General features: G+C 53.9%; 27 protein-coding genes and 1 pseudogene. 17 read left to right on the forward strand and 11 right to left on the reverse strand.

Annotation, left to right across the window (positions count from 1 at the left end):
• Positions 1–46 precede the first annotated feature (46 nt).
• Both DV709_RS18245 and DV709_RS17055 read left to right on the forward strand, forming a co-directional pair.
• Complete coding sequence (locus DV709_RS18245) at positions 47–928, forward strand: biosurfactant protein 1 (protein WP_117595657.1); 882 nt, start codon at positions 47–49, stop codon at positions 926–928.
• A gap of 460 nt (positions 929–1388) precedes the next feature.
• Entirely contained in the window at positions 1389–1805 is a 417-nt protein-coding gene (locus DV709_RS17055) for a hypothetical protein (RefSeq protein ID WP_232819786.1), read from the forward strand.
• 423 nt (positions 1806–2228) lie between these two features.
• Here the strand turns inward: DV709_RS17055 and DV709_RS17855 are convergent, their stop codons facing one another.
• A complete protein-coding gene (locus DV709_RS17855) occupies positions 2229–2915 on the reverse strand; it encodes a hypothetical protein (RefSeq protein WP_198665770.1) in 687 nt (228 codons plus the stop codon).
• 998 nt (positions 2916–3913) lie between these two features.
• On the opposite strand from DV709_RS17855, the gene DV709_RS17060 reads away from it, so the two are divergent.
• The 6 genes from DV709_RS17060 (at position 3914) to DV709_RS18260 (ending at position 7047) form a co-directional block, all read left to right on the forward strand.
• Positions 3914–4405 carry a hypothetical protein gene (locus DV709_RS17060; RefSeq protein ID WP_117595658.1) on the forward strand — a complete coding sequence of 164 codons (492 nt, stop codon included), beginning with the start codon at positions 3914–3916 and terminating at the stop codon, positions 4403–4405.
• Positions 4406–4418: 13 nt separating this feature from the next.
• The gene (locus DV709_RS18250; RefSeq protein WP_117595659.1) at positions 4419–4784 is read left to right on the forward strand and encodes a DUF7568 family protein; all 366 of its coding nucleotides are present in this window, start codon (positions 4419–4421) and stop codon (positions 4782–4784) included.
• 163 nt (positions 4785–4947) lie between these two features.
• Positions 4948–5355, forward strand: coding sequence for a DUF6166 domain-containing protein (locus DV709_RS18255; RefSeq protein ID WP_117595660.1), 408 nt, complete (start codon positions 4948–4950; stop codon positions 5353–5355).
• Positions 5356–5465: 110 nt separating this feature from the next.
• The gene (locus DV709_RS17075; protein WP_117595661.1) at positions 5466–5744 is read left to right on the forward strand and encodes a DUF7389 domain-containing protein; all 279 of its coding nucleotides are present in this window, start codon (positions 5466–5468) and stop codon (positions 5742–5744) included.
• 40 nt (positions 5745–5784) lie between these two features.
• On the forward strand, positions 5785–6444 hold the full coding sequence (locus DV709_RS17080) for a helix-turn-helix domain-containing protein (protein WP_117595662.1): 660 nt from the start codon (positions 5785–5787) through the stop codon (positions 6442–6444).
• A 381-nt stretch (positions 6445–6825) separates the two neighbouring features.
• Positions 6826–7047, forward strand: coding sequence for a hypothetical protein (locus DV709_RS18260; RefSeq protein ID WP_117595663.1), 222 nt, complete (start codon positions 6826–6828; stop codon positions 7045–7047).
• A gap of 40 nt (positions 7048–7087) precedes the next feature.
• Here DV709_RS18260 and DV709_RS17095 read toward each other — a convergent pair whose 3' ends face one another.
• Entirely contained in the window at positions 7088–8314 is a 1227-nt protein-coding gene (locus DV709_RS17095) for an MFS transporter (RefSeq protein ID WP_198665771.1), read from the reverse strand.
• A 101-nt stretch (positions 8315–8415) separates the two neighbouring features.
• Here DV709_RS17095 and DV709_RS17100 point away from each other — a divergent pair, with 101 nt between their 5' ends.
• The 8 genes from DV709_RS17100 to DV709_RS17140 all read left to right on the forward strand — a co-directional run bounded on the left by DV709_RS17100 (position 8416) and on the right by DV709_RS17140 (position 14216).
• Positions 8416–8808 carry a CopG family ribbon-helix-helix protein gene (locus tag DV709_RS17100; protein WP_117595664.1) on the forward strand — a complete coding sequence of 131 codons (393 nt, stop codon included), beginning with the start codon at positions 8416–8418 and terminating at the stop codon, positions 8806–8808.
• Positions 8809–8930: 122 nt separating this feature from the next.
• Positions 8931–9194, forward strand: a complete 264-nt coding sequence (locus DV709_RS17105) for a DUF7389 domain-containing protein (RefSeq protein ID WP_117595665.1) — start codon at positions 8931–8933, stop codon at positions 9192–9194.
• A gap of 53 nt (positions 9195–9247) precedes the next feature.
• Positions 9248–9460, forward strand: a complete 213-nt coding sequence (locus DV709_RS17110; protein WP_117595666.1) for a hypothetical protein — start codon at positions 9248–9250, stop codon at positions 9458–9460.
• 110 nt (positions 9461–9570) lie between these two features.
• Positions 9571–9870, forward strand: a complete 300-nt coding sequence (locus DV709_RS17115) for a hypothetical protein (protein ID WP_117595667.1) — start codon at positions 9571–9573, stop codon at positions 9868–9870.
• 105 nt (positions 9871–9975) lie between these two features.
• A complete protein-coding gene (locus DV709_RS17120) occupies positions 9976–10989 on the forward strand; it encodes a DUF6610 family protein (RefSeq protein WP_117595668.1) in 1014 nt (337 codons plus the stop codon).
• A 134-nt stretch (positions 10990–11123) separates the two neighbouring features.
• A complete protein-coding gene (locus DV709_RS17125; protein WP_117595687.1) occupies positions 11124–12050 on the forward strand; it encodes an ArdC-like ssDNA-binding domain-containing protein in 927 nt (308 codons plus the stop codon).
• Positions 12051–12397: 347 nt separating this feature from the next.
• Complete coding sequence (locus tag DV709_RS17130) at positions 12398–13336, forward strand: PD-(D/E)XK nuclease family protein (protein WP_157972773.1); 939 nt, start codon at positions 12398–12400, stop codon at positions 13334–13336.
• 556 nt (positions 13337–13892) lie between these two features.
• Positions 13893–14216, forward strand: a complete 324-nt coding sequence (locus DV709_RS17140; RefSeq protein ID WP_117595670.1) for a hypothetical protein — start codon at positions 13893–13895, stop codon at positions 14214–14216.
• 72 nt (positions 14217–14288) lie between these two features.
• Here DV709_RS17140 and DV709_RS17145 read toward each other — a convergent pair whose 3' ends face one another.
• Complete coding sequence (locus DV709_RS17145) at positions 14289–14699, reverse strand: helix-turn-helix domain-containing protein (RefSeq protein ID WP_117595671.1); 411 nt, start codon at positions 14697–14699, stop codon at positions 14289–14291.
• 121 nt (positions 14700–14820) lie between these two features.
• Between DV709_RS17145 and DV709_RS17150 the strand changes: the two genes are divergently transcribed.
• The gene (locus DV709_RS17150; protein WP_117595672.1) at positions 14821–15411 is read left to right on the forward strand and encodes a hypothetical protein; all 591 of its coding nucleotides are present in this window, start codon (positions 14821–14823) and stop codon (positions 15409–15411) included.
• Positions 15412–15817: 406 nt separating this feature from the next.
• Here DV709_RS17150 and DV709_RS17155 read toward each other — a convergent pair whose 3' ends face one another.
• The 8 genes and pseudogenes from DV709_RS17155 to DV709_RS17180 form a co-directional block, all read right to left on the reverse strand.
• Positions 15818–17317: a Cdc6/Cdc18 family protein gene (locus DV709_RS17155; protein ID WP_198665772.1), complete on the reverse strand. Its 1500-nt coding sequence runs from the start codon at positions 17315–17317 to the stop codon at positions 15818–15820.
• A gap of 961 nt (positions 17318–18278) precedes the next feature.
• Positions 18279–18505 (reverse strand): annotated as a pseudogene (locus tag DV709_RS18270) (type B DNA-directed DNA polymerase); the annotation flags it as partial.
• Positions 18506–18604: 99 nt separating this feature from the next.
• Positions 18605–18979, reverse strand: coding sequence for a hypothetical protein (locus DV709_RS17165; protein WP_117595673.1), 375 nt, complete (start codon positions 18977–18979; stop codon positions 18605–18607).
• A 444-nt stretch (positions 18980–19423) separates the two neighbouring features.
• Complete coding sequence (locus DV709_RS17170; RefSeq protein ID WP_117595674.1) at positions 19424–21358, reverse strand: hypothetical protein; 1935 nt, start codon at positions 21356–21358, stop codon at positions 19424–19426.
• A gap of 183 nt (positions 21359–21541) precedes the next feature.
• Positions 21542–22039, reverse strand: a complete 498-nt coding sequence (locus DV709_RS17175) for a zinc ribbon domain-containing protein (RefSeq protein ID WP_117595675.1) — start codon at positions 22037–22039, stop codon at positions 21542–21544.
• A gap of 193 nt (positions 22040–22232) precedes the next feature.
• Positions 22233–23090, reverse strand: coding sequence for a hypothetical protein (locus tag DV709_RS17860; RefSeq protein ID WP_157972774.1), 858 nt, complete (start codon positions 23088–23090; stop codon positions 22233–22235).
• A gap of 64 nt (positions 23091–23154) precedes the next feature.
• The gene (locus DV709_RS17865; protein WP_157972775.1) at positions 23155–23592 is read right to left on the reverse strand and encodes a hypothetical protein; all 438 of its coding nucleotides are present in this window, start codon (positions 23590–23592) and stop codon (positions 23155–23157) included.
• 447 nt (positions 23593–24039) lie between these two features.
• Entirely contained in the window at positions 24040–24450 is a 411-nt protein-coding gene (locus tag DV709_RS17180; protein ID WP_394338701.1) for a hypothetical protein, read from the reverse strand.
• Positions 24451–24462: the final 12 nt, after the last annotated feature.

The following is a 24462-nucleotide window of genomic DNA, read 5'->3' on the forward strand; positions in this document are numbered from 1 at the left end:
GGAGCATGAGTTCAAATACCATTACGAGGGAAGCCATCCACAAGAGATGAGGGACCACTACTCTGATTTTGAGGAACTACGACCACTTGGCGAATCGACCCACGTTCCCGACGACGGGCTTTCTGGACGGGGGAACACTGAACGAGCAGAACGAAAGCGAAAGGAAGGGCTCGGATCGTATCCTGATCGAGTGAGATCGGCGCGGAGCGAGTGTTCCTCGTGCGGTGCTTCGATTCCTGCTAACCGTACCAAGTGTCGGTTCTGCCTCTCGAATCATCTGGATGGAACCAGTAACGATAGTCGTACCCCGGATACTGAGTGGACACTACTCCACGTCGTCCATCTGCTCGTCGAAGCGTCGACGTTCTACGCTGCCGTCGCGAAGGGTGCTGCTGCAGCCACGCTCCTCACGAAGGCCGATAGGGATCCAGCGGTTGACGACTGCCAGCTGATCTACGACCGGGATACAAAGCCCGCTGCACAGCTGACCGAGAAGTGGCCCTCGATCCCCGAAGCAGTTCGAGTCACCTCTGAAAGCGGTGAACGGCTACTCACAGCCGCGTGTGAACGGACGGGACAGACAGAGTCGACGCAGTCGCGGAGTGATGGGGCGCACACGACGTTCCTCTACGATGAGGGAGGCCGCAACGTTCGTGAGGGAGATCGGCTTACAGTCCTACTTGAGAGCGCCGAGAACGACGTCTGGTTGGTGCCAGCCATTGCACTCCAGCATTCCGTCGACGACCATTCCGAGAATCGTCAACCCAGTGCTCCCTCAAAAGCTCGTCTTGAATGTCGCGAGTGCGGTCGAATGACTAAACATCAGTTCCAGGAGTTCGAGTCGCTCCCAGATGACGAGTGGTCGGGCCAGCCAATGTGGGAGTGCCAGGTGTGTCAGTCACCTCGTCACGGACCAAGTCCCCAGTAGAATACTCAGCAGGACCACGTATTAACCAACATAAAATGTAGTTACCCAGAGTTATTGGTTAAGCCTGATGTAGGACTTTGGTGGGAGGCATCAGCACCCCTGCCTCGTTTTTCTGCGCCAGAAGTCGGCGGAGGCGTACATCATGGATCAACGAGACACACCGGGCTACCGGCTGCATCGCGCACTCAGCAACCTCAATAACATCGGGATCAAGCAACTGGATTCTGTCGATTGGGAGCGAATCACTGGGGCCGCGACGCTTCTGGAGCAGGTTTGACTGCCCACTCGACCAGGTGCTTCGGAGAAAGTTAACGTCACGGCCGAATCCTAAGGAATGGCTCGGTCGAGCAGCTTCAATCCAGCTTCTCTCCCCGTCGAGCTTGTTGAGACCCTCTGAGAATGATAGGAGTGGCGTGCTGAACATAAAGGATGTATTCAGCAAGCGCACACAAGACATTTAGTGAAACGGACGACAGGCACAATTGAGTATGTCTCAACCCCCGATAACAGAATCCCTCTCGCCGTCATCGCCCTCGGGATTCTCGTCGCCGTCCTTCCCCTCCTTTTACTCCCCAAGTCCAGCGGCCCTATGGCCTTCGTAATCAGACTCCTGCAAGTCATCGCAGTAATAGTCGGTCTTGGCGTGGTCGGTGCAGGTTTCTACTCGTACCGTACTGGAAACCTCCAACTAGCAGTAACAACAGGTCTGACGGTCATTGGCCTCGTTCTTGTCGCAGCATTGGGTGGGATCGTAGAAACAAGAGGCAACCTATTCATCCCAATCTGGGCGTGGTTCGTGTCGGCGATACTGGTCACCGCATTCGCTATCGCAACGATAAATCGGGTGGTGAAAGGAGGACAACAGCGAGGGTTCTGACACAAAATGTTCGGCTAAAGAAACAGCTGTTTCTCGTAGTAGATTTTGACCGATTTGCGCATTGTATGCAACACGGCTCCTGAAACCTATCACCGATTGAGGATTTCAATAGAGCTCAATGAAGACTGTCGTCTCCGACCTTTTGACCGCAGGTGAATGCGTTGAATTGGTTGCTTCAGCGCTGATCCCGCCAGATTGAGCAGCAAAATGGATTTGGTCAGCCTTTCGTGAGTAGCAACGCTGCAAAATTGTAGCAGAAGTCACCTAGTTTATGATACTCACTCAACAGAGCTACAGATATTCTGTACTTCGCATGTTAACTCGCCCTATAGATCCTCGATAAAAGGGAATATGTTCTGAAAGTAGACCATCCTCCGAAACTGCGATACCCTTGAGCGGTGGAAATATTTCTTCGAAACTCACTCAATCGATCTCGATATGGACTGTGTCTTCAGTGCTGGTATCTACCTGATATTCTCTACCTTTAGAGCCAACGATGAGGACTACTGTGTCGGGTTTTGGGGACTTCACATAGTATGTTGTATTTTCGGTCTCGAAGGTCCCGACTGAGCTGTCATCCGCTATTTTTCCTAAGTACCGTTCAAGTGCTTCCGAGAACTCTTCCGCTTGCTCTGCGTCGTCCCAGCGGCTGACCCAAATATACTCTTGACTTCCATCCTCGCCGTCCAGTTCATATAACTTGTCATTTCCCCATCCTTCTGCTCCTGTAGCTGCTTCTTCTTCACTGAGCCTTGACTTCAGAAGATTTCTCGTCGTTAGCTCTCCTAGAGTATCTGACTTGGAGTATTGCTGGCTTCGGTTTGATTCTAATTCCACATTCAGATCGACTGGTGGATGTTCATTGGCACGGTAACGGTGAATGATTTGCTCCGTCGTATTTGGGGGTTCCTCGAAGATTTCCCACGATTTCTGAGTTGATTTCGAGTGTGTCTCGAAGTACTCTGAGCCAAAATAATACACTCCAGCTTGATGATAGCCACGGTGATTTTGATACTGCCTGTATGCGTCTCTATCGGATTTTCCGAGATATTCCAACTCGTACTCACGCTCTATGTATTCCGCTTGACCCTCAATGAGAGCTCGTCGCACTGCTGCTCCATCAGTCGTCTTGGGACCACTCAGCGAGTTGTACGAAATCCCCTGCTTTGATTGGATTGAGTGGACGAATTCATGAGCCAATACTGACTCTATCTCGCTTGCTGAAGCGCTATCTGTCGTTTGTATGGTCACCCCGGACGAAGTTTGAGAAACACGTCCTGTTACGGGGGGATATTCACCATTATATTCACAAGGAGCGTCCATTCGCTTAAAGAATTGCGTCTGATAACAGGAACTTATGACACTTTGATTGCGAGACACTCGAGAAACCGTTGTTGGAGATGGGTCTGTACCGAGCAACTCATTAGTTCGAAGATACACAACATCTTCATTCAGTGGGAGAGAACCTCCCCGGAGAACGACTGGGTTATCGGGCACACTCGTCGTTGGAGGCGATGTCTGATGATCTGCAGCTGAATTCGATCCTGTTACTGTCGGAGGCTGGGGCGAGTCATGGATGCCTCCACATCCACTAATGACAACCAGTATTACCACCAGCACGGTAACACGTATAGAATTCATGTACTACCATCTGATACCTGAGTTAAATATTTTTTTATCGTGTGATATGATATATGTGAAGCTTCTATACTGGCCTCCCAAGAGCTTCTTTGAATATTAAGGCATCGCAGCCTTCACATTGAACAAACGAAACATCTATCGAACTACAACAGGTTTCAACAACACTCGTCTTTACTTCGACGTCGCCCGTACACGATGGGCAGTGCACCTATTTCGGCCAACACGTCAAGCGACATCGCGCATATTACGCCGCCTACAACTCGGATACGTTCTCGGTTGAGTTCAAGGACAATTACGAGATCGGAGACTTGACGATCACCGCCATGAAGGAAGATTGCCAGTCGGAGTTCGAGAGCGCCTAGTCAGCGTCGTCAGTACTATTTTTTGAGCGCCGGCGATGGGTGCCGGCGCATCACGTAGCGAGGCAGTGTGCAGTCGCGTGCGTCGGCAGACGAAGGTGAAAACCGATGCACATAGTCATTTACACTCTGGTAGAGGCATCGACGCGAGACGACGCAGTGGCCACTGGTAAAGCAGTGTTCGATCGACTGATTGGGGCCGACCCACACGCTGGCGCCGTGTTTGACTACTACGTCACATTCGATCAAGAAGGCACGATGGTGGCAGGGAAAGCCCGTTGGGGCGACCTCCCAGTTGCAGCGCGCGTAGACTCTGACGAAGGTCAGGAACTCCTGGAGCGCGGTTGGGACGCGACGAAGAGCGAGTTCCAGCGGAACCTCAATCGAGTACGGGAGGCACTCGACGAACTCAGTGATGACGAAATAATGCGTGATGAGGATCTCGCCCGGCACGCCTTCCATCAAGTCGGTGCCTACGACGGCCCTTCGATCTTCTTGCACGACGAACACGGTTGCGGGATTCGCCACCGAAACCAGCTGGATCGCATCGTCGACGAGAGTGACGACCTCTGGATCGTTCCAGCGGACGTCCACTTCTAAGGAGGACTTCACCATGCCATCCATTCCTAACTGGACCCAAGAGAGCCGGACCCCGAGTCTTGAGTATCGAAATATGGAGACTGGAGCCCGAGCAGTCCTCCACCGCGCCCCGGACTCGTACGTTCACAAGTGGCGTGCGGCGATCCTCGTTGAAGGCTACCCAGTGTGGTCGCGGGGCGTCAAGACGAAAGAGGCCGATGCACTTCGTGATGGACTCCGAAAACGTCCAAATCCCCGCCTTATATGCCCTGAATGCCCGAATGACAACGTCGTCGTCTGCCAGAAGAGTGCTGACGGCGCCAAGGTACAACGGTGGTTCGAGTGTCGAGAATGCGGCTTCGAAAGCCGCTCGGCGATCGTCTACGGCGCCGAACGCTGAGATTCTTCCGCGAGTACAGCATCCACCGAGCACGGATTAACCAACGTATAGTCGGTGGTGTTGGTTAGCTCGTTCAAGGGCAACTGCAACTCAGGGACTGCAACAAGTTTTTCACCCCCTGAGGGGTGCGGGGGTGCTCGAACGAGTACCTTCGAACAGACCCATGAGTAGAACTATCAACTCACAGTCGCTCCAACAGAGAAGCCAGAGAAGTGACCGCGATATCGTCTACGTCGGCTACCGACAGCGAGGGCGTGCCGTCGTGGAGAAGCTACCTAAACAGGAACGCCTCACTCCAGACCGAAGCCTCAAGCTGGTAAACCACAGTCCCTCGGGGTTCGAATGGGGATACAGTGGGAGTGGGCCAGCGCAGCTCGCACTCGCGCTCCTGCTCGACTACACCGAGGACGAAGAATTTGCGCTAACGCACTACACCCAGTTCAAGAACGAAATTGTGAGTCAACTGGAGTGCGCCGGTCCCACAGAGCGTTGGCGACTCACCGGTAGCGAGATTGAGTCCGCCCTTGGTGTGACCGGCCCAGAGGTTCTCCCAGCGTCTGCAGGACAGTGAAATTGCCTGTTACAGCTGCACGGATAACCCAAGGACGGCGTCTGATAGAATCGTGTTTTTTGCCCTCGGGAGGGGCGCGAGGACCTTCCAATAGTCCTCGTGGGAATATAATGTCTGACTCGAAGCAACCAGCCACTGACTCGGCAGAATCGGCAATGAACGGAGATCAAACGGAGCGAACAGAGCACGTCAAACGCACTGATGTTGGTGTCTCGCTGACCGTGAAACTCAAACGCGGAACCGGGACCCGAGATGAAGACCAGATCAAAGCCAAGGTGAAGGCGAAAACGCTGGAAGACGCCCGCAATGATATGGAGACACTTCGCGAGTACATCCACGACCTCGCCGAAGACGCTCGCCAAATCCAGCCAGCAGACCCACACGAATAGTACTTCTTTAGAGCGTTGCACATAATTGTGCAACTATAGGATGTACGTAGTGTGCGGTGAGAAGGAACTCAAGGTCATCCTTGCACTCGACTCAGGTGATTCCATCTCCGGTGTCGCACGGAAGATCGACGAGAACCGGGAGACGATTCGGCGCGTCGTGAACCGTATCGAGGAAGCGGGATACGTCGAATACGATGACGGCCTCCAGGTCGTCGACCAGACAATTCGGGACGCCGGTCTCGAGTTCCTGACGGCCTCAGCAGTCATCTCGCCGCCATCTATCCCGGAAGCGTACGTCATCCCGCAGTTCGCAGGGATGGAGTATGCTTACACCGGCATCGATGCGGTCTATGTCTGGACTCGCGGTGGCTACCAGGTCGCTCGCGACCCAGAGGACTATTCGCTGTTCATCGCCGTCCACGAGTCCGACCTCGACGCCTGGGTGGCGTTCTTCGACCGGTTTGGAATCCCGACTGCAGAGGAGCGCCAGCCCGCTGACGACCTCGATGGACCGATACAGGTGGTCCTCGAGCCGGAGGCACAGATCGAGGCCGAGATGGTCGACGGACGGCCCGTTATCTCCCTCCAAGAAACCGTAGCATTCGCAAACGAGCACTACGCGCACTTCCAGTCAGCACTCGACATGCTCGACCGTATGTATGACGACGTTAACATTGACGCGAACTACTGTCCAAACTAACCTAGACTGCCAACAGAGTATCCACAGACGGTTAGGTCATTGCAGAGCAATTGTGTAGACATGGCTAGGGATCTCACCGAACAGGTCCAAGAAATCGCGGAAGCGCGAGGTATCCCCGAATCGGAGATCCTCGAATAGGTGCTGGAACACGGTGTCGAAGACCTCATCCTCTCACGGTACGTGAACGACGAAATCGACCGAGAAACGGCGATTGAACTCGTTGGACGTGACCGCGTCAGGCGTGCAGAACGTGAACTGCAGGCAGTCGAAGACGATGTTTGGTGGGGTCTGAATGCGTGACGTGCAACTGATAGCCGGTCACGGAAGCAGGTCAACCTATAGCCGTTTTTTCTCGCCTCAAAAGCGCGGAGGCGAACATCAGTGAGTAAGTCATCAGATCAATCTGTAGAATCGGGCGGTCTTACGCCAAAACAGCGTCTCGAGCCACCAAACACTCGACTCATCAACGCCGGTATCATGACGATCCACGACATGGAGACACTACGAGCCTGCGTTGCCTACGAGAATGCGAATCGGGGACGTGTTCAGATCCTTCGTCGGCTCAAACAACAAGCCGACGAAATCCGCTCACAAGAGGAATAATCCAGCATTCAACCTTCGTTTTTCGAAGCCTCCGGTAATGTCATTGTTCGGTTACAGGGAGTTCCCACGAAAGAATTACTCCAGAACCAACGATGAGGACAACTCCTCCGACAGCTAGCGCAAACAGTGGAGACACATAGTCCGAGAGAACACCGCTTCCAAGTTGAAATGGAATGACGGCTAAGCCGCTGACCATCGCCATAGCGCTCAACACAGTTGCGCGTCCGAGCGTTTCGATTCGGTTATTAACGTACTGTCCAGCGAACGACCGTGTGACGTCCGAGAGCCCTCGAGCGACGAGGAAGGTCGGCAGCGCAAGTATCGGAACGAAATACATCCCGACCAGTGCTGCACCGACGATGAATGGCAGGATGATGAACCACGTCTGGATACCGATGAAGTCCTTGATCGCACCGGTATAGTAGCTGAGTACCGCGCCGACGAGACTGTACGCTGCGTAGAACCATCCCAGAAGTGATTCGACTTGTTCAGGGGAGACCCCTAAATCGACAACGACGGTCTGGAATATTGGTTGGAGAAAAACGAATACGAGGTACGTCACAGCGGCGTAGAGGACGTAATAATAGAGAATGAATGCCCTGAGATTCCGCTCGGAAAGCGCCTCCTTGACGATACCAACGGTTCGGCGGAAGCTCAACTCGTCCGTGTCTGTCTTTTTGTACGTTTCAGGTTCGTCTAGTGTGAGCAGTACCACGGCGCCGAACCCAGTAACTGCAGCTGCGACGAACCACGGGTACGAGAGATCGATACTCCCGAGATACCCGCCAACAATGGCTGCACCAGCACCAACCGCGAGCGCTGCAGATTCTCCTCGCCCTCGTACGTGTGCGAACTCGTCTTCCGAAAGGTCGTCTGTGAGCGTGTCGTATAACCACGCATCCTCACTCCCGGATCTAAAGTTGTACCCCGCAGACCAGCAGACATAGAGAACCGCCAACGCGAAAAACGACTCAGAAAGGCCAATCCCCAGAAGCGTTACCGCGATCAGCACCGTCCCGATAAGGAGGCTGTTCCGTCGACCAACGCGGTCCCCGATGTACCCCGTCGGTATTTCACCGACCAATGTTGTTAGATTATATATCGCTTCGAGGACGGCGATTTGCGTGAAGCTGAGTCCCTGTGCCAGGAAGAAGAGATACATAATCGGCCGGTAGAATTCGACCGCTTTGGTGGACTTGTAGAGATAGTATTTGATGATACTCCCACGTGCTGATTCTTTCCAGATAGACCCAGAGAGACGACCCATTATTCGGACATCGATAAGAGAGACTCAATTACGTTCCGTTATTTTGATTCTGAGGAATCGTAATAACAGGGTCCTAAGTAGCTCTCAACGGAAGGTCGCATATGCGAACGAGCCTCAACGTTCCACAGGAGGTACTCGATTCTTTCGACGAGACGTGGAACTCCGAGGGGATGGAGTCACGGTCACGAGCAGTCCGTGAAGCGATGCAAGAATACATCGAGCGCCACACTCGGTTAGAAGAGATTGAAGGAGAAGCTGTTGCGGCAATAGCGTTCGACTACGAACACACACTTGTCATCGGAGAACTCCATACAATTCAACACGAGTTCGAGGACATCATTGGAACGACTCAACACATGCATCACGGGGACTGGTGTCTGGAGACCATTTTTTGTACTGGTCCCGCAAATCGGATTCGTGAGTTAGTGTATCAGCTCCGGGATTTCGATGCTGTTGGGCGTGTGAACGTCATGTTCCTCCAGCCGGTAGCCTGAGTCTGTGGAACTGACTCGATTCGCCGATTGAATAGGCTGGCTTTCAAGGAGTCGATAGATTCGCAGGGGATTTTTCAACCCCCAAAGGGGTCCGGGGGACAGAGACCCCACGCAGTGAAGCAATGACTGACGACAACCCAACAGCGACAAAGCCGAATCGAGAGGAAGCAACCCAGACGGAATACGTCGAGCGCAGCGACGTTGGTGTCTCATTGACGGTGAAGCTGAAACGTGGAACGGCGACGAGAGACCAGGACGAGCTGACGGCTAAAGTCAAGGCACGAACGCTTGCAGAGGCCCGCGAAGACATGGACACGCTGCGAGCGTATCTGCACGATCTCGCTGAGGACGTTCGGCAAATTCAGCCCGACAGGAAGGCAAAGTAGGGCGCTCAAAGAGCTGGTTTTTCGCGCCTCCAGATGGCTGGAGGCGAAACTCAATGAGCAACGAGTCAACGGCAGCAACCGGCCTGACACCCGAGCAGCGTCTCGAAGCACCGACCACGCACCTCATCGATGCGGGCATCGCGACCATTTGCGATATGACGACGCTTCGAGCCTGTGTCGCCTACGAGAATACGAATCAAGAGCGTGTACAGATTCTCCGACGGCTCGAACACCGGGCTCAGGAGATTCGAACACAAGAGGAGTGAATCAGGCTCAGTAGTCAGCAGAGTAGTTGTCCGCGTCTGTGGATAGATTCTCTGAGGTCTTGGTTCCGCGAGACATTTTTCGAGCCTCAGATGGCTGGAGGCTCGATTCTATGAGCAAACGACCAGACATCTCAGTACATCGGCAGACAGCCTTTGGAAACGACGGCCAGCTCGAAATGACCGAAACGAGCGTCGAAACCTCGCTCGAAGACTTCGGTGCAGAGGTCGACCATCGTGACCGCGAGTCGCGACGTGATCAACCTGCGGCGAGCGAGTTCGGCGTCGACGACCGACCGGAAGTGACCAGTTCATCCGAGGGCGACCAGTCGACTCTCTTCGCAGATATTGACGAAACTCAGCAGAGGCTCACCGGCAACGAGGCGGCCGCTCGCTGCTTGTTCGAGGAGTAACCAACAGAGCGGGCTGATTCTGGTTTTGTTGGTTAACACATCCCGCGGCAGTGTTTTTCCGCCCCTGAGAGCTGCGGGGCGGCGGTGTCTCGCAGGTGACTCCCTGTGTCCATTCACGACTTTTCCGGCGCAACCAGTGACAGCACGACAAACACCTACGCCGACGCTCGACAGGCAGAGTATGTGGCATTTCTCCATCGCGTCCCGTTCGCCATCGACGCGTTGAACCTCGGATTTCTTACCGGCTTTCGAGAAGACTGCAGCTACCAACAACGGCAGTTTCTCGACCTCGAGTTGCCAGTGGGCATGCTTGATAACGACTTCAGAAATCCAGATCTGGAGCGCTACACGGAGCGAGTCCTCGAACACAAGCCCGATGTCGGCATCATCGGCGATGCCTACGATACTGCAGAAGCTCGGTCGTACGTTCGGGCAGTGCGAGACCTCCAAGAGCAGGTTCCAGAGACGGAGTTCGTTATCGTTCCAAAGTGTAGCGCGGCACTCAAAGAGATTCCAGACGACATCGTCGTCGGCTATTCGCGTGGTTATGCGGATATCTTAGCACACGAATTCTCAGACCCGATCGACTGGCGCGGTCGTCGAGTCCACATCCTCGGAGGCAGCCCTCCCAAACAACTTGTAGTTGTCGACCAGTTGACGCAGCCGACGCTGACAGGCAACCCACCAGCTGACATCGTCGGCCTCGATTGGAACGGGCTGCATCGCGGAGCGCAGTTCGGCGAGTTCTGGACGGATAGTGGGTGGGACGACAGCGGTCGCGACGCCGACCACATGACGGTCCGAGCAACAGTCCGTCATGGACTTGGGCACGTGCGCTCGTTTTGGGAAGATCAGGGTGTCTGGCCGGAGAAATCGACTGAGTGCGTTGGACGGATACAGTATCAGCCCCCGACGCCAGCCGACCTTCACTCGTCGGTCTGTGCCGAGTGTGAGGACGATGTCTGGACGAGATCGCGTGGCCCATTCGTCGCGGAATACGATACTGGGGACGTTTGTGGGTACTGCTGTCACGAGTGTTACTTCACCCACCGTATTCGGAACCATCTTGAGGAAATAATGGGCGAAGCCAGTGTCTACACCCCACCCGCGTTGCACTAGCTCATTCGCACACAGATTTCTGTGACCGTGAGAAGGGTCAGGCCATCACCGGCTGATTCCATTTTGCTTAGGAGAGTTTTTCTGCCCCCAAAGGGTGCGGGGCATTCCAGTTTGGGGTGCTCGCGAGAGAATTCATGGCGACAAGTGACCACTCAGTGGTGTCGTTCGGCGACTCTGACACCCGACACGACGAGATGCACAGTACCATCGAAGAATGGGTTGACGAACTCGTCGACCACGTCAACGACGCACAAGCAAGTGAGGAGTTCCAGAAGTGGTTAGACGTCCAGAGTCGTTTCCACGACTATTCGCACCAAAACACGCTCCTCATCAAGCTCCAGTGTGCCGAGGCAACGAAGGTCGCAGGCTACAACACATGGCGGAACGATTTCGATCGGCACGTCCAGGAAGGCGAACAGGCCATCTGGATCTGGGCACCGATCATCACTAAGCGATGTCCCGAGTGTGAGAATTCGCCGAGCTACCACGAGAACATCGGTTGTGAGTACGACGAGACGCCGCCGGATGAATGGTCGAAAGGCCTCGTCGGGTTCAAACCAGCACCAGTCTTCGACGTATCCCAGACGGACGGAGAACCGCTTCCCGAACTGGAGACAGCAGCGTTTGGCGACGCCAACGACCTGGTGCCAGCACTCAAAGAGGCAGCTGATGAACTCGGTGTGACGGTACGCATCGTCGATGCCGACGACTGGGACCATGGCGACGCGAAAGGGGTCTGTAAGTATCGGAGCCTACACGACGTCCAGCCAGTCGTCGGAGCGAGAGCCCGATCGAACCACGCAGATCTCGCGGTCACGCTGATTCACGAGTACGCTCACGCGCTGCTCCACTTCGATATCGACGATAAACCCGAACGGGCAAAACGCGAGGTCGAAGCAGAAGCCGTCGCGTACATCGTCGGTCGATATTTCGGACTCGACACGAGTGGTTCTGCGTTCTATCTCGCTACGTGGCAGGGTGATGATTCGGAGGTGATTCAAGAGCGCCTCGGTCGAATCAGCTCCACCGCTCAGGAGATCATTGGGTTACTTGTGGAGTGACGATTCCGACAACCTCTGGAACATTAGTTGCAGTCGGCTCCATGTAAATTTTTGAATCTGATGGAAACAGTGTGCTGAATAGAGAGGATGAGTTCACCACTCACTAAACGACCACCCGTTTATTATTAGAACCGAGGTGACCGACTCGGAGCCTCTATGCCACCGTTCTCTTTGGCTGAAATCCGGCATCCTCCGATTTCGAACACAGCAATTCGAGTCATCACAGCCCGACCATGCACATCTGGTGCCAGGCTCGCCAATTTTCTGATCGTTCAAACTTGGTTACTCTCCGTCCTGTACCGGTCATACAGGATAGAAATAAGGTAAGTTCGTGTGATAGGACGGGCATGCGAGCCGCTTCGCAGCCGTTCAAGGCGATCCGAGAACGTGACGTCGATCTACTGCTCGTGGAAGAATTGGCTGTCACTCCGGCGTTTCGTGCGTGGTTTCTTCGCCAGCTCGGCCAGTCGCCGGACTCAGTCGAGGAATTCGTCGGGGTATGGCACTCGGTTTCCGATTCGGAGTTGGGCGAGTCCGATATTGAGTTCGGCGTGATTCAGCGCGACGGGACGCGTCTTCTCGTTCTGATCGAGAATAAGATCGATGCGATCTTTCAGGACGAGCAGCTCGAACGGTATCGGCGCCGAGGTGAGAAAGCGACGACCGATGAGTGGGATGAGTTCGTCACCGGGTTAGTCGCGCCAGAAGCGTACGTAGTAGGGACGGACCGAACCAAGGTCGCCGATGCGACCATGACGTACGAGGCCGTTTGCGACTGGTTTCAGAATCAGGACTCTCGCCGCGGAGACTTCAAGGCGGTGCTAATAACTGAAGCGATCGAGCAGAATCGTCGTGGCTACACGCGGGAGCCTGACGAAGAAGTGACGTCACTCCACCGCTACTACTGGGAACTTGCGCGTGACAACTACCCCGAACTGGGTATGGATCGTCCAGACGGCGTCCCGAGCGGGAATCTCTGGGTCCGCTTCGATCCGCCAAGTCTCCCGACCGACGTTAAGCTCATTCACAAGATGGGTCGTGGGGATGTCGACCTCCAGTTTTCAGGCGCCGCAGATCTGCCGGACGCGTTCGTGGATCGGTACGAGCCCTTGTTAGAAGACGAAATGGAGATCGTCCATACCGGACAGTCGATGTCGATCCGTATCATCGTTCCACCCTTGTCAGAAGCGGTGACACCGCAAGAGCAACGGGAGCAAATCGAAACTGGACAGCAGATGGCATATCGGCTCTTATCGTGGTATGAGCAGCAAGTGCAGCAGGTTTGAGCAAACTTCCTCATAGCCCGAGCTTCTGTATCTGGTAGCATCACGCGCTCTCTTAGGGACCTCATCAGCTAGTCTTATATCTCCAGTTCCTCAAGGGCGTCAGCAATAGTGAGAACGCCGCTCTTGCGAAATCTGGTCGAGCCCGAACCGAAGAGATGGACGTCTCGTTATTGCAGAAGGGAGGGATCTACGAGGTGCGATCGGAGTCAGGGAACATCTACGAGGTCGACGTCGCGAGTGAGACGTGTACGTGTCCAGATTTCACGAAGCGGAACCTGAGTGGTGGGTGCAAGCATCTGCGGCGGACCGATCTCGAAATTCGGAGTGGGAACGTACCTCGTCCCGATAGCCGTCTCCCGGAAACGATGGACGTGGTCGATCAACTTGCAGCGGTGATTCGCGAACTGGACTAAGAGATCGAAGAACGGGTGGAGCAACAGCAGAAACTCGAAACTACGGTGGCGGTTATCGAGAGGTTCTCGATTGAGTAAACGGGAGGGTTAACCAACAATTCTAAGATACTGGCCAACAACGTTGGTTAACAGATCTGTGTCCCATGTCCTATTCCCCACCAGATCCACCTCACAAAGTCCCAGCTGACATCGTTTCGAAGCTCGATGATCAATCCCCAGAGGTGCTTCGGCATATCGCTCGATTCGCCGAGGAACTCGCCGAACATCGCGAGCGAGAAGCACGACTAGCTGAAAACGAAGAGGATGAGGAGGTCGAAGAGCGACCAGAAGACCTTCCCGATGACGTCCCCTCGAAGGCAACAATCACGATCAAGGAGATCAACGAGAACCGCTACTACTACTGGCAGTGGCGGGATGGTGACAAAATCCGATCCAAGTATAAGGGTCCCGTCAATCCCGACGAGTAGCCGAAATAGCGTCCCAGTCGAATGGCCAGTGATTCGGGATGACACCCCATCTGCGAAGTGAAAGAGGGGCTGTTAGCGCTCGGGTCGCGGGGCAGTCTCGTATCGTTTGATGTTGTCGGTCTTCTCCACGCGTTCGTAGATCTCTCGGAGCGTGTCTTGTGCCCGGTGGAGCTTATGCTCCTCGAGGAACTGTCGACCACTCTCACTAATGCCGTAGAACTTGTACGGCAGGTCGTTCTGCCGGCGGTCCTCTGGCAGGAGTACTTCCTCGACGATACCGACCTCGACGAGTTGCTGGAGGTGCTGGCGGATCGTCGTCTGGCTCTTGCTGGGGTTGACGTAGTCGAGTTCCTTCAGCGTCGGTAATTCCGACGGATGCCCGAGGATGTCCTGGAGGAGCGCGAAGCGCGTCTCCTGGGTGACGACGTTGAGCCGCTCCCGAACGGACTCCAGGTCGCTTGGCGTGTGGTCGGACGTACTCATTACCTCATTGTTCGAGTAGTGCGTGCAAAAGCGTTTCGCCCAAATACGAATCGGTCTAAGGCGATATGGTCGCCGATACGTTCGTCACATTGAAGCAGGATACGAGAGAATTCTCGTTCTGATGAGTGAGGAGCCGGTCACTGTCGACGAACTCGCCGAGAAAGCAGACGAGTATCTGCACGAGGCTTCACTCACACCAGAGGAGTACGAAGCGCTCAAACAGAGCGTTGCTGAGCTCACACCGATCTTCTCAGCTGAGAATTCGTACTTCGTCCTCGGCAGCTACGGGAAACTCGAAATCCGCCGTCTCCAGCTCGTGAAAGATCGCCTCAACCGGCAGCCCGGTGCGTACGCGTTTCTGATGGTCGACATTCGGAGCGAGTGGACGAACACCTACCTCAAGTTTCGGCTGCTTGCCGATTACACGGACGTCATCGTGGGCGTCGCCGAACACGCTCAAGGCGGCTTCCTCGTAGAGCAGGGCTATTTCACTGCTCTCGAGGAGTACTTCGCGAAGACCCACGTGTTCAAACGCGAGTATGACTCGTTGGATGCGGACGCAGTCGGCACGGGCACCGATATCGACAACCCGTATAGCGGAATGCAGACTGCAATCTTCGAGATGCTCAACGATGCTGGACGTCTCTGTCAGTGGTCATCTGAGGACGACCTCATTGAATGTGCCGAAGCTCTCGTGAGTGTGAAGGAGTAGCCGTAGACAGAGACAAATCGGTAACTCATACCTTCACGTTTCCGTCATTTCTCCACGACGTCCTCGTCATCAATGGCACCGACGACAAGAAACTCGTAGGACACACCCCCCGTTTTCGAGTTGTAAATGGGAGAGGGCGAGGAGATAGTACAGTACATCTAACCGGCACGTCGAATCTCTTGGCTCACTCACCCCCCGTTTTCGTGTAGTAACGAAATGCCCCCAATGAATGACCCCCCATTTTCGAGCTGTAACGCATCACCCGGGCCGCGAACACCCCCCGTTTTCGAGTTGTAACGAGAAAACCCAGAGAATGACACCCCCCATTTTCGAGTTGTAACGCATCCCCCAGAGCGCGAACACTCCCCGTTTTCGAGTAGTAAGTGCGGGGAGAATCTGAGAGAGATTAGTTCTTGCTCCGGAACTGCTTCATCCGTTCGCGGACAACCGCGCTGATAGTCGCCTCTTCGTGAGCTAGATCTTTGAACCGGGAATCCTCACGAATCGTCTCCATGATCGTTTCCGGATCTTCGGAGAGAGAGAAATACATATGCACTCCTCTGCCTCGACCCTTACCTCGGCGCTCAAAGTCCAACACACCGTACGTGCTCTGCTCAGTAACGTGATTTACGAACGTCTCGCGACTGTACTGATCCGCATCCATCGTATCAGCAATGAATTGGTACGTCTTGAACGCAGGTCCGGCAGGGATCCACTCAGGATGTTCTCTTGCGTAGTTGGCAGTCGCCGCCACGGCGTAGATAGAGAGTTTCTTCTGAGTTGAAATTCCGCTAATATGACGTAGTTTGCGATTTTCGGTGTATTTCTCCTGGGCTTCACGGACATCAGTCTCGGTAACCGTGTCAGCACCACGCCGCTCGGCTAATTCGCCAGCCCATCTGAGCAGATCAATTGCTTTCCGTGCATCTCCATGCGTTTGGGATCCGAACGCGGCAACAAGCGGAACGACGTCATCTGCGAGTGATTCTGGCTTGAATGCGTCCCGCCGGTTGTGGAGAATACTACGGAGTTGGTTCGCATCGTAGTCGTCGAAGAAGATGTCATCAGGGTTGTAGGAACTCTGTGCACGGCTGTTGAGGCCTTTCATGAAATCAGCGTAGTTCGTGATAGTCGTGAGCGAAATCGGGCCGTCAAAGTCAGCGAGTTTTCGAGCCCGTGAAAGCTGGTAGATGAGAGAATTGTACTCTGCTTCCTGATACGGGCCCTCGAGCATATCGATCTCGTCGAGAATGAAGATGACACCATCGTAATACTCCCGCATGAGTTCGTACAGTCGCTCGAGCTTCTGATCCGTTGAGACGCCGGTTTGAGGAACACCGGGTTCGACACCCAGATCGTCAGCAGCAGCTTTGACTAACCGATAGACAGCCCGATCTGCAGTCTTCGGCCCCTCGCAATTGATAGAGAGAACCCCGAAGGTCTTGCCTTGTGACTCACACAGTTCGACAATCTGTTTGCAGACTGCATGAATGATGAGCGATTTCCCCGTTCCAGATGGCCCGCTCAGGAGCATATCGGGGATTCCCTCATTCTGGAGGACCGGTTTTAGGTTGTCGACGACACGGCCAAGCTGGGAATCACGACCGACGATACGATCCTCGTCGATGATAGTGTCTGATCGGACGAGATCTTTGTTCGCGAAGACGCCCCCAGACGACTCGGTTTGTAACCGATCACGAATCGAGATGCCGCCACCGTCGCCGTTGGATGCTTCTTGAGACGAATCGGTAGGATCTGATCCTGTCTCGAACGTCGTTTGTGACGTATCAGGAGAATCCACATCCTCACCCGTCGACTCAGGATTTTCAGGATCAGCAGAGGGGGATTCATGCTCCTCCTCACCTTCCGGATGATTCGATCCTGCTCTACGTCCCTCTCGTTCCATTATGAACTCCCTCGAACTCCGGGTATAAAAATATGGACCCTTGTGGAGTTGTAACCAGGCGAAAACAGGCTATCTAACGACGACAGCCCTGTATTCTCAAAATAAGTCGGATACCGTCTTCGGAATCTATCACCCTCCGTTTTCGAGTTGTAACGGTTCGACGAGAATCTCTATCACCGAAATCCCTCGATGACCCAGATCCCCCGTTTTCGAGTTGTAAGACTTCGAGGAGCGGTAACACACCTAGTCTGAATCTCCTACCCACCCCATTTTCGAGTTGTAAGTAGAGGTGAGTCGAACTGAGTATAGAAGCAAATCCACGTAGTCTGGATTTTGCGGATGATGCTCAGAGTGAAACGGTCCCTATCACACTCCCCATTTTCGAGTAGTAAGCACCAGAATTGTCGTGAAAGGACAACGCTCGTAGGAGAAGTTCACGAATGAGAGTAATATAGGTTTACAAATACGATAGTTAGTAATGTTCGTGTGGTGTACTCGAACATTCTACCCCCTCCCCCCTTTTTCGAGTTGTAAGTCGTCGGGTGCAGACCACTCCAGACGCCAGGGAGTGAGAATAGAGTTCGCAAAATAGGACGTAGAGGCGATGAAACCTGATAATTCGTGGGAAGGGGACCATGTACAACATGAGGAGATTCTCTATAACCAGAGATTTCAATCTTCTAGCTGAGCTAGAAGATTTGTTTCTTTTATCTCTATTACGGATATGGTTAGATAACGCATAACATAAAATTTTGCATTTCTAGTTGTGAGTTAGAGAAGTGGATGTTCAGGTCTTCTATCGCGTGTATCTGCCACAATCAGCTGTTTTGCAGTCCCTCTTCCTGTTCACCCCTCCCCGTCGTCACGAGTTTACAACTCGAAAAAGGGGGGAGGGGGTTCGTCAGGCACAGTCCGTGATATCGACTACGCGTGTTCCATTGAGCTCGCGTCGGATGTCGTTCTAATTCCAGTCAAAGGGAGACAGTATAGTTTCAACAGCTCAGACCAGCTGCGTCTCGTAGTACGATGCGTCGTAGATGTCGATCTCTACATGGGCGAGGGCGACGCGGTCCCGTGAGGATTTCTCGTCGATGACGGCGTACTCATATCCTATCCAGAATGGACGGAAAGGTCCTAGCCGCGAGCCTATTTGAGTGCCGCCACGTTCTGCGTCTTCTGCGTGTGGCCTACTCGGTGTCAGCGGACTCCTGCTTCAGTCCCGGACTTCTGGGACGCTCCGCAGGCTCCGCCCCGCGAGCAGCACTTCGTAACTGGGCTACCTCACTATTATGCAAATGTCGGATAGCTCCGTCCGTCCTGCTGGATGTAGGCCTCCTCAACGATGTCGTCGATCTCCGTCTTGGTGAGGACGCCCCGCATTGCGGTCTGCTGAAACAGCCGGCGAACCTGGCTGAACCGATAGTCGGCATAGAAGCTCAGGTCGAAGATCAGGGCGCGGGCTGCGTCCTCACGCGTCTCGTACGAGCGCGTTGACGACTCCCAGTCACCCTTCACGATCGGCATGATCCGGGTGCTGTTCGCGGCCGTCTGGAACATCGTCCAGATCTGGTTGTCACTGAGTGGTTGTTCGAACCGGGGCGTCGGCTCGTTCGTCTGTGCATCGGTCGTGTCCGGCGAGCGGACGTTGCGTTTCGAGCTCATAGTCGGTGGCCGCGCGCCCCGTCGCAACCTCGCGACGGGCGCGCTCCACCTTCGGTGAGGCGCGCCCCCGCGCCGGCCCGCCTCGCGATGGCCCAATCACCCAGGGAAATTCAACGAAGGAGATGCATGTCTCGATTCAACGGTGGAAGTTCAGGCATCGTTCAGAAAGGGACAGGTCACAGTGAGTCGCTTGGGACCAGTTCCGATTGAAAAGAGAGGGAAGGTTAGGAAGTCTGAGGTAGGACGTATAGGGTTCTATACGTAGTGTCTCAGTTTAGCAAAGGGAAGTCAGCTTAGTCCAGACGTAGGAAGGGTCGATTCTGCGTTAGAGATGGGGATTCGGATGGTGTGAAACCGACGCGAGGCGGGCCGTCGCGAGCTGCTTGTGATTTCGCGGAAAATCAACCGATAGCGCATTGGTGGGGGTGATAATACTTTCGCCCACTACTCGAGTTCAGGCAGCCGCACGTGGGCGGTATGCGGAGCGTCAGCTAGGCCGTTGGCACCCCACGTGTATGGCTGGGAGTCATCACGGGAGACATACCCTTCCGACCGGAGCCGCTTCAGCCAGTCCCGGGTTTGCTTCTCGCCGATTGAGACTCCTTCTCGATTCGCGATCTCGGCGGCTGTCCCCGGGCCCTCGTTCAGGAGCGCGCGAATCACACCTCGTTGCCCCTCGGAGCGCTCTTCGATCGCGACAGCCTCTGGCCCGACCGTGACCATCTCGGATAACCACTCAGGGAGTACCCCTGTGTGGATGTAGACCGTCGCAGCCGTCGTTCGGCCGAACCGGAGGACAGCTTGGGCAATCTTGTGTTCGCGATAGTGCTGGAGAAACGGCCGTTCAGGAATCCCGTAGCCGAGGTCTGTTCCCTTCCCCTCGTCACCTCTCACCGCCGTGTAGCCTTCCAGTGCGGCCGTAATCTGAAGCGGACGGTCTCCCGGGTGGGGTGAACCGAGTACGACCCCCACCTCCGTCCCTGTGAAATCGTTGCTACTCCGGAGCGCGCCGTAGTGTTTAACGTCTGCAATTCGGTCAGTCACTCGTTCGATGTCGATAAACGGCTCACTGGGTGGCTCCTCGAAGAGACGCTCAGCTGCACTCTTGGTCGTGATGACGCCTGGTGTTGTATCGTGGCGATTTGCGACCGCCTCGATCACCCCAAAGTCGCCCCGTCGATTGACGTATTCACCACTGCTGTATGGCTTGACGTGCGAGGTCGTTTGTACGAACTCGTAGCCGATGACGTCGCGGAGATACCGGGCCCGACAGTCATCGCAAAGGATCCGCCAACTCACTATCTCGTCAACGCCGAGCCGTCCGCGCCAGAGTTCTTCGACCGGCGTTCCGTCGAGTCCAACTACTGCGCGGGCAGCATCAAGAGTTGGCGGCCGTCGGATGACGACCCGTGATTCGGCGTGATCGTAGACAACCTGTGACCCGTCTGGAAGCTCGACATAATCAAGTCCTGCTTCTTCCCGAAGCTGATCGTCCCAGTCATACTCCGTCGGTGCGGTATCGCCAATAATCGGTCCGCCGAGTTCGAGCATAGCGAGCACTGCAGTCGGGGCCTCGGCATGGCCGTCATCATCGTCGACTGCCTCTGTTGGACGGGCAATAGAGATGTCATCTGAGAGTTCGTCACGAATCGCATCTCGTATCGCCTCCATCCCCTCATTTGTTGCAGCCCCAATCAACCCGAAGTGGTTGTCTATCGGCAAGTCGTCGTTCTTGCTGAGAAAGGTTGAAATCGCTGTTGAGAGTTGGTTCGCGTCAAATTCCGTTCGATAGGCGGTTCCTGGGTCTTCGTCGAAGATGACGACGCGGTCGTCTACGACGCGATCAAGGGCAGCGTGGGCTGGCCCGCCGACGATGACGTCTGCCGCCTCGACCGCGTCCCAGCGTGCGAGATATGGACAGTCACCGTCTTGCATACAGGGCAGCACGTCCTGCAGGTAGTAGTGAAGATACGTCGGTGAGGCGCCCCGCGACCGATAGTCGTTGATTCGCTCGGCCCAACCGGATCCGTGATCTCCTCGCCGGGTTGGACAGTCCCGGTCGAGTGTTGGAACTTCAACTACCGCTTTCTGATGCTCGGCAGCGAGATTGAGGTGTACGTCTCGCGTCTCGTACCGGTGCGTGAGGATTGCAGTCGGGACGTCTAGGTCGAATGCGGTCTCCGTTGCATGTCGTGTTTTCCCGATCGTGGGGAGGCCGTCGATGATTACTGGTGGTGCCTGCTCGTCGTCGAGCTGTGTCTCGATTGCCTCTTGAATCCCATCTCGGCACGCATCCCAAACGGTTGCTTGAGTGAACTCGCCCTGTTGGGAAGCTGCGTGAGCACCCCGGCAGCAGTCATCAGGATCAGCACCAGCCATCTATCTGATTATGGGATGGTGACGAGTTAATCGTCTCGATTGATCGACTGGTTAGAAACTGATCACCCCCTTCGAGGGTGGAGCATGTACGTACGGCGTTAGAGTGTTCGATTCAGGACGTTCGCCGTACGTTACCCCTCGATACAAGTGGTTGCATAGACGAGGATTCTCGCTGGGCACCCCCTAACTATCGAGTTCCTCCCGGGCAATCTCGAGGAGCTTCTGGAGTCGCTCGTTGAAGTCGTCCTCGAACTTCGTGTAGAGAGATTCGTCGTACATCCGTAAAGTACGAGAAAGGCCGATAGCGGCCAGCCAGTCGCGGAACTGGTTGCTATTCATGTCTTCAACTGGCGTGTCCAAGGCCGTAGAGCTGGAACCAGCCGCCCAGAGTTGGAGCAGATCTAACTCCTTCACCATCGCGAGCCGGGCGAAATCTGCGAAGGCAGCACTCACTTCTCGTGATAATTGTGTATACGACACCGAGTCTCTGTCCAGCTCTTGCTCTCCGTTCAGTAGGTCGTTGACGTACGAGAGTGAGCGCAACGAGAGGAAGCCCTCGCGATCGACGGCCATCGGAGGATCATTCTCTGACTCTGCAATCTCAGAAAGCGCCTGACCACATGACCCACAGTAGTGATGAACATCTTTGACTCGGTCTCCGCAATTCGGGCAGTAGGGCATACAGACTACTGCGACTCGCGACTACACAGACTTTGCTAAGGGTCTCTTTTCAGAACGGATCATCGATAGGGGTCGGTCTGACCTTTCCACAGTTTCAGAGTTTGCGATTTGTTGTGTGTCTTATTTCCACAACGACTTACTACGGTTATAAAAGTCTAATATCAACAAAATCTAATTGATAAATTCACCCGGCCTACTGCACACCCCCACAGTTTTGTAGGTCAGCGTCGCTCTCAAAGACGCGTAAGTAGGTGCCATCACCGCCATGATTATACGCACTTCTCCATTTGTAGTCTACGTTACTGACCGAAACAGAGAGACTTTTGGGCATCCCAACACTCACACCTGTGATGTCGACATCGTTCCAGGTGTGTGTGTAAGCACCCCAAATTCCACGGTCTTCTGCATTGACATCATCATCTGCTGTACGGAGATAGACGCCACCGTAGTAGTATTTGCTGTCACTACCGCGCTGCGAAATCGCACCATCGTAGACCTCGAACGCCGCTCCAGAACCACTGAACGATCCGTCCGCGTCATCGTCAGCGTAAACATATCCGCTAGTCTCCACCTGTTCAGATAGTGTGTTGCCCTCTAGGAACCATTCACCTCCATTCCACGATAAACCTGCATAATCTAGTGGAGCCTCGCCGTTTCTGGAGAGATCGTGGTTGAATGCAATTTCACTATAGTAGGCTGACGCGTCGCAGTCATACACTAACGTCAGCCGAAGTTTCGTATCGTACTTAAGGAAGTATTCGATTGACGGACCGCTACTCTCCTCTTTCTCTTTTGAAATGTTGTACTTTTTCTCTATAGACTTTACTCCAAAGCCATTTTTCTCTAGCCTCTTTTCCCAGTTTCCAAAATCGTCATCCTGGTCACGACGTTTCAGGGAGGCCCGAATTTTGTTCTTGAAGGCTTCGACTGGCGTTTTACGACCATTAACAAGACTTGGAGAGAGCATAAGTGCTCCCACCGAACCCATTGTCCTTAGCGTATTCCTTCTGTTTACCAATCTGTTTCCATCAGTAGTTTTGTCTTTTTGCATCTGCAATTACTGATTCTAATGTATGTAATATAAAACTTACTCCTACTGTGATTAGTCCGGTGTACTAACTACTATAGTTAGCCTCTGCAAGGGGGCCCACCCGTTCCGTTCCGGGAGGCTCTTGCTCACCAGTTCTTTTTATGTGGAATACAGATATTGAGCTAGGAACTTTGTTTAACTGAATTTGGGCTCTATAATCAATTATAGCAGGACATCCCTCGCAATCATTATTCTCTTTAGGTGTAGTAGGCTCTACGTCCACATTTATTGCATCATCAGCCATGTCTGGAATTCCCACACCATTTTCAACGGATAATCTCAACTCAAGACATTTTTTGTATGCAAGTACCTGACCTACAATAGTAACTGATTTCCTGTTCTCCTGAGATTTAATGTTTGCTACTTGCTCTCTTTCGTTAACAGACGTACAATAACGATCTAGTGCCTGGATTTCTGTCTTATCAACGGCTACGGCACTTGAGCCTTCATCACCGTCAGTCACGTTATCTAGACATCCAGCTAACAGAAAACTGACCACAACCGGAGGGACTTCACGTCGTTTCATACACTAACAATAAAGAAGGCACCTATGAATCTATCGCAACCAAATCTGCTTCAAAAATATGATGTGTTTCGATTCATACAACACAATTATACCTTTATTTGAAAATTGTATCAGAAGTTACCCAGTTTCTGACAACCACTTAACAGTGCCCCAGATATTCGGTACTTCTCCTATTAGTTCTATCTACGGTTCTTCGATGAAAAGGAAGGGTGTTCTGGAACTAGGCCATCCTCCGAAACTCTGGACCTTTCCCACCAACGACTCGATAGTATAGTGAATGACGATTCATTTTGGCATTCAAAAGAACAGGAGAGGGCCGATTCTGAGATCCTCGTTCGATGCCGGGCCATCCTCATAACATTCCTTATTCAGTGAATCAGTGATTCACTGATCGACGTCTTCCTTGGCGAGTTCGCGAATTTTCTCCTTCGTTTTCTCCTGGTGCTCGCCAAACGCTACCTCGAAAACACCGCGGTAGAAGTGCTTGTTTTTCTCCAGCGTGATGTCCTCGCGTTTGAGCTGCTTTTTCAGGCGAGTGAACGTGATCTCGATGTCCTCGCTTTGCTCCGGTTCAACGTATATCGTGGCTGAATCCCAATCTTCGCGGATGTTCAGCGGTTCATCATCTGTCTCTCCTGCCTCTCTGGTCGACGAATCAGTATCGGTCGTGGATGCTGTTCTCTGCTGATCTGATCGATCCTTGGTCGCTGCCGCAGTTTCACGACCCTGTCCTTCCGATACCTCCGATGTCTCTGTGGTCTCCTCGTCTGAGGGGTCCTCGAACCGCTCGTCCATTCCCCGGGGCAT

Origin of the sequence: Haloprofundus halophilus (assembly GCF_003439925.1) — an archaeon.
In the GTDB taxonomy this organism is placed as follows: Archaea; Halobacteriota; Halobacteria; order Halobacteriales; family Haloferacaceae; genus Haloprofundus; species Haloprofundus halophilus.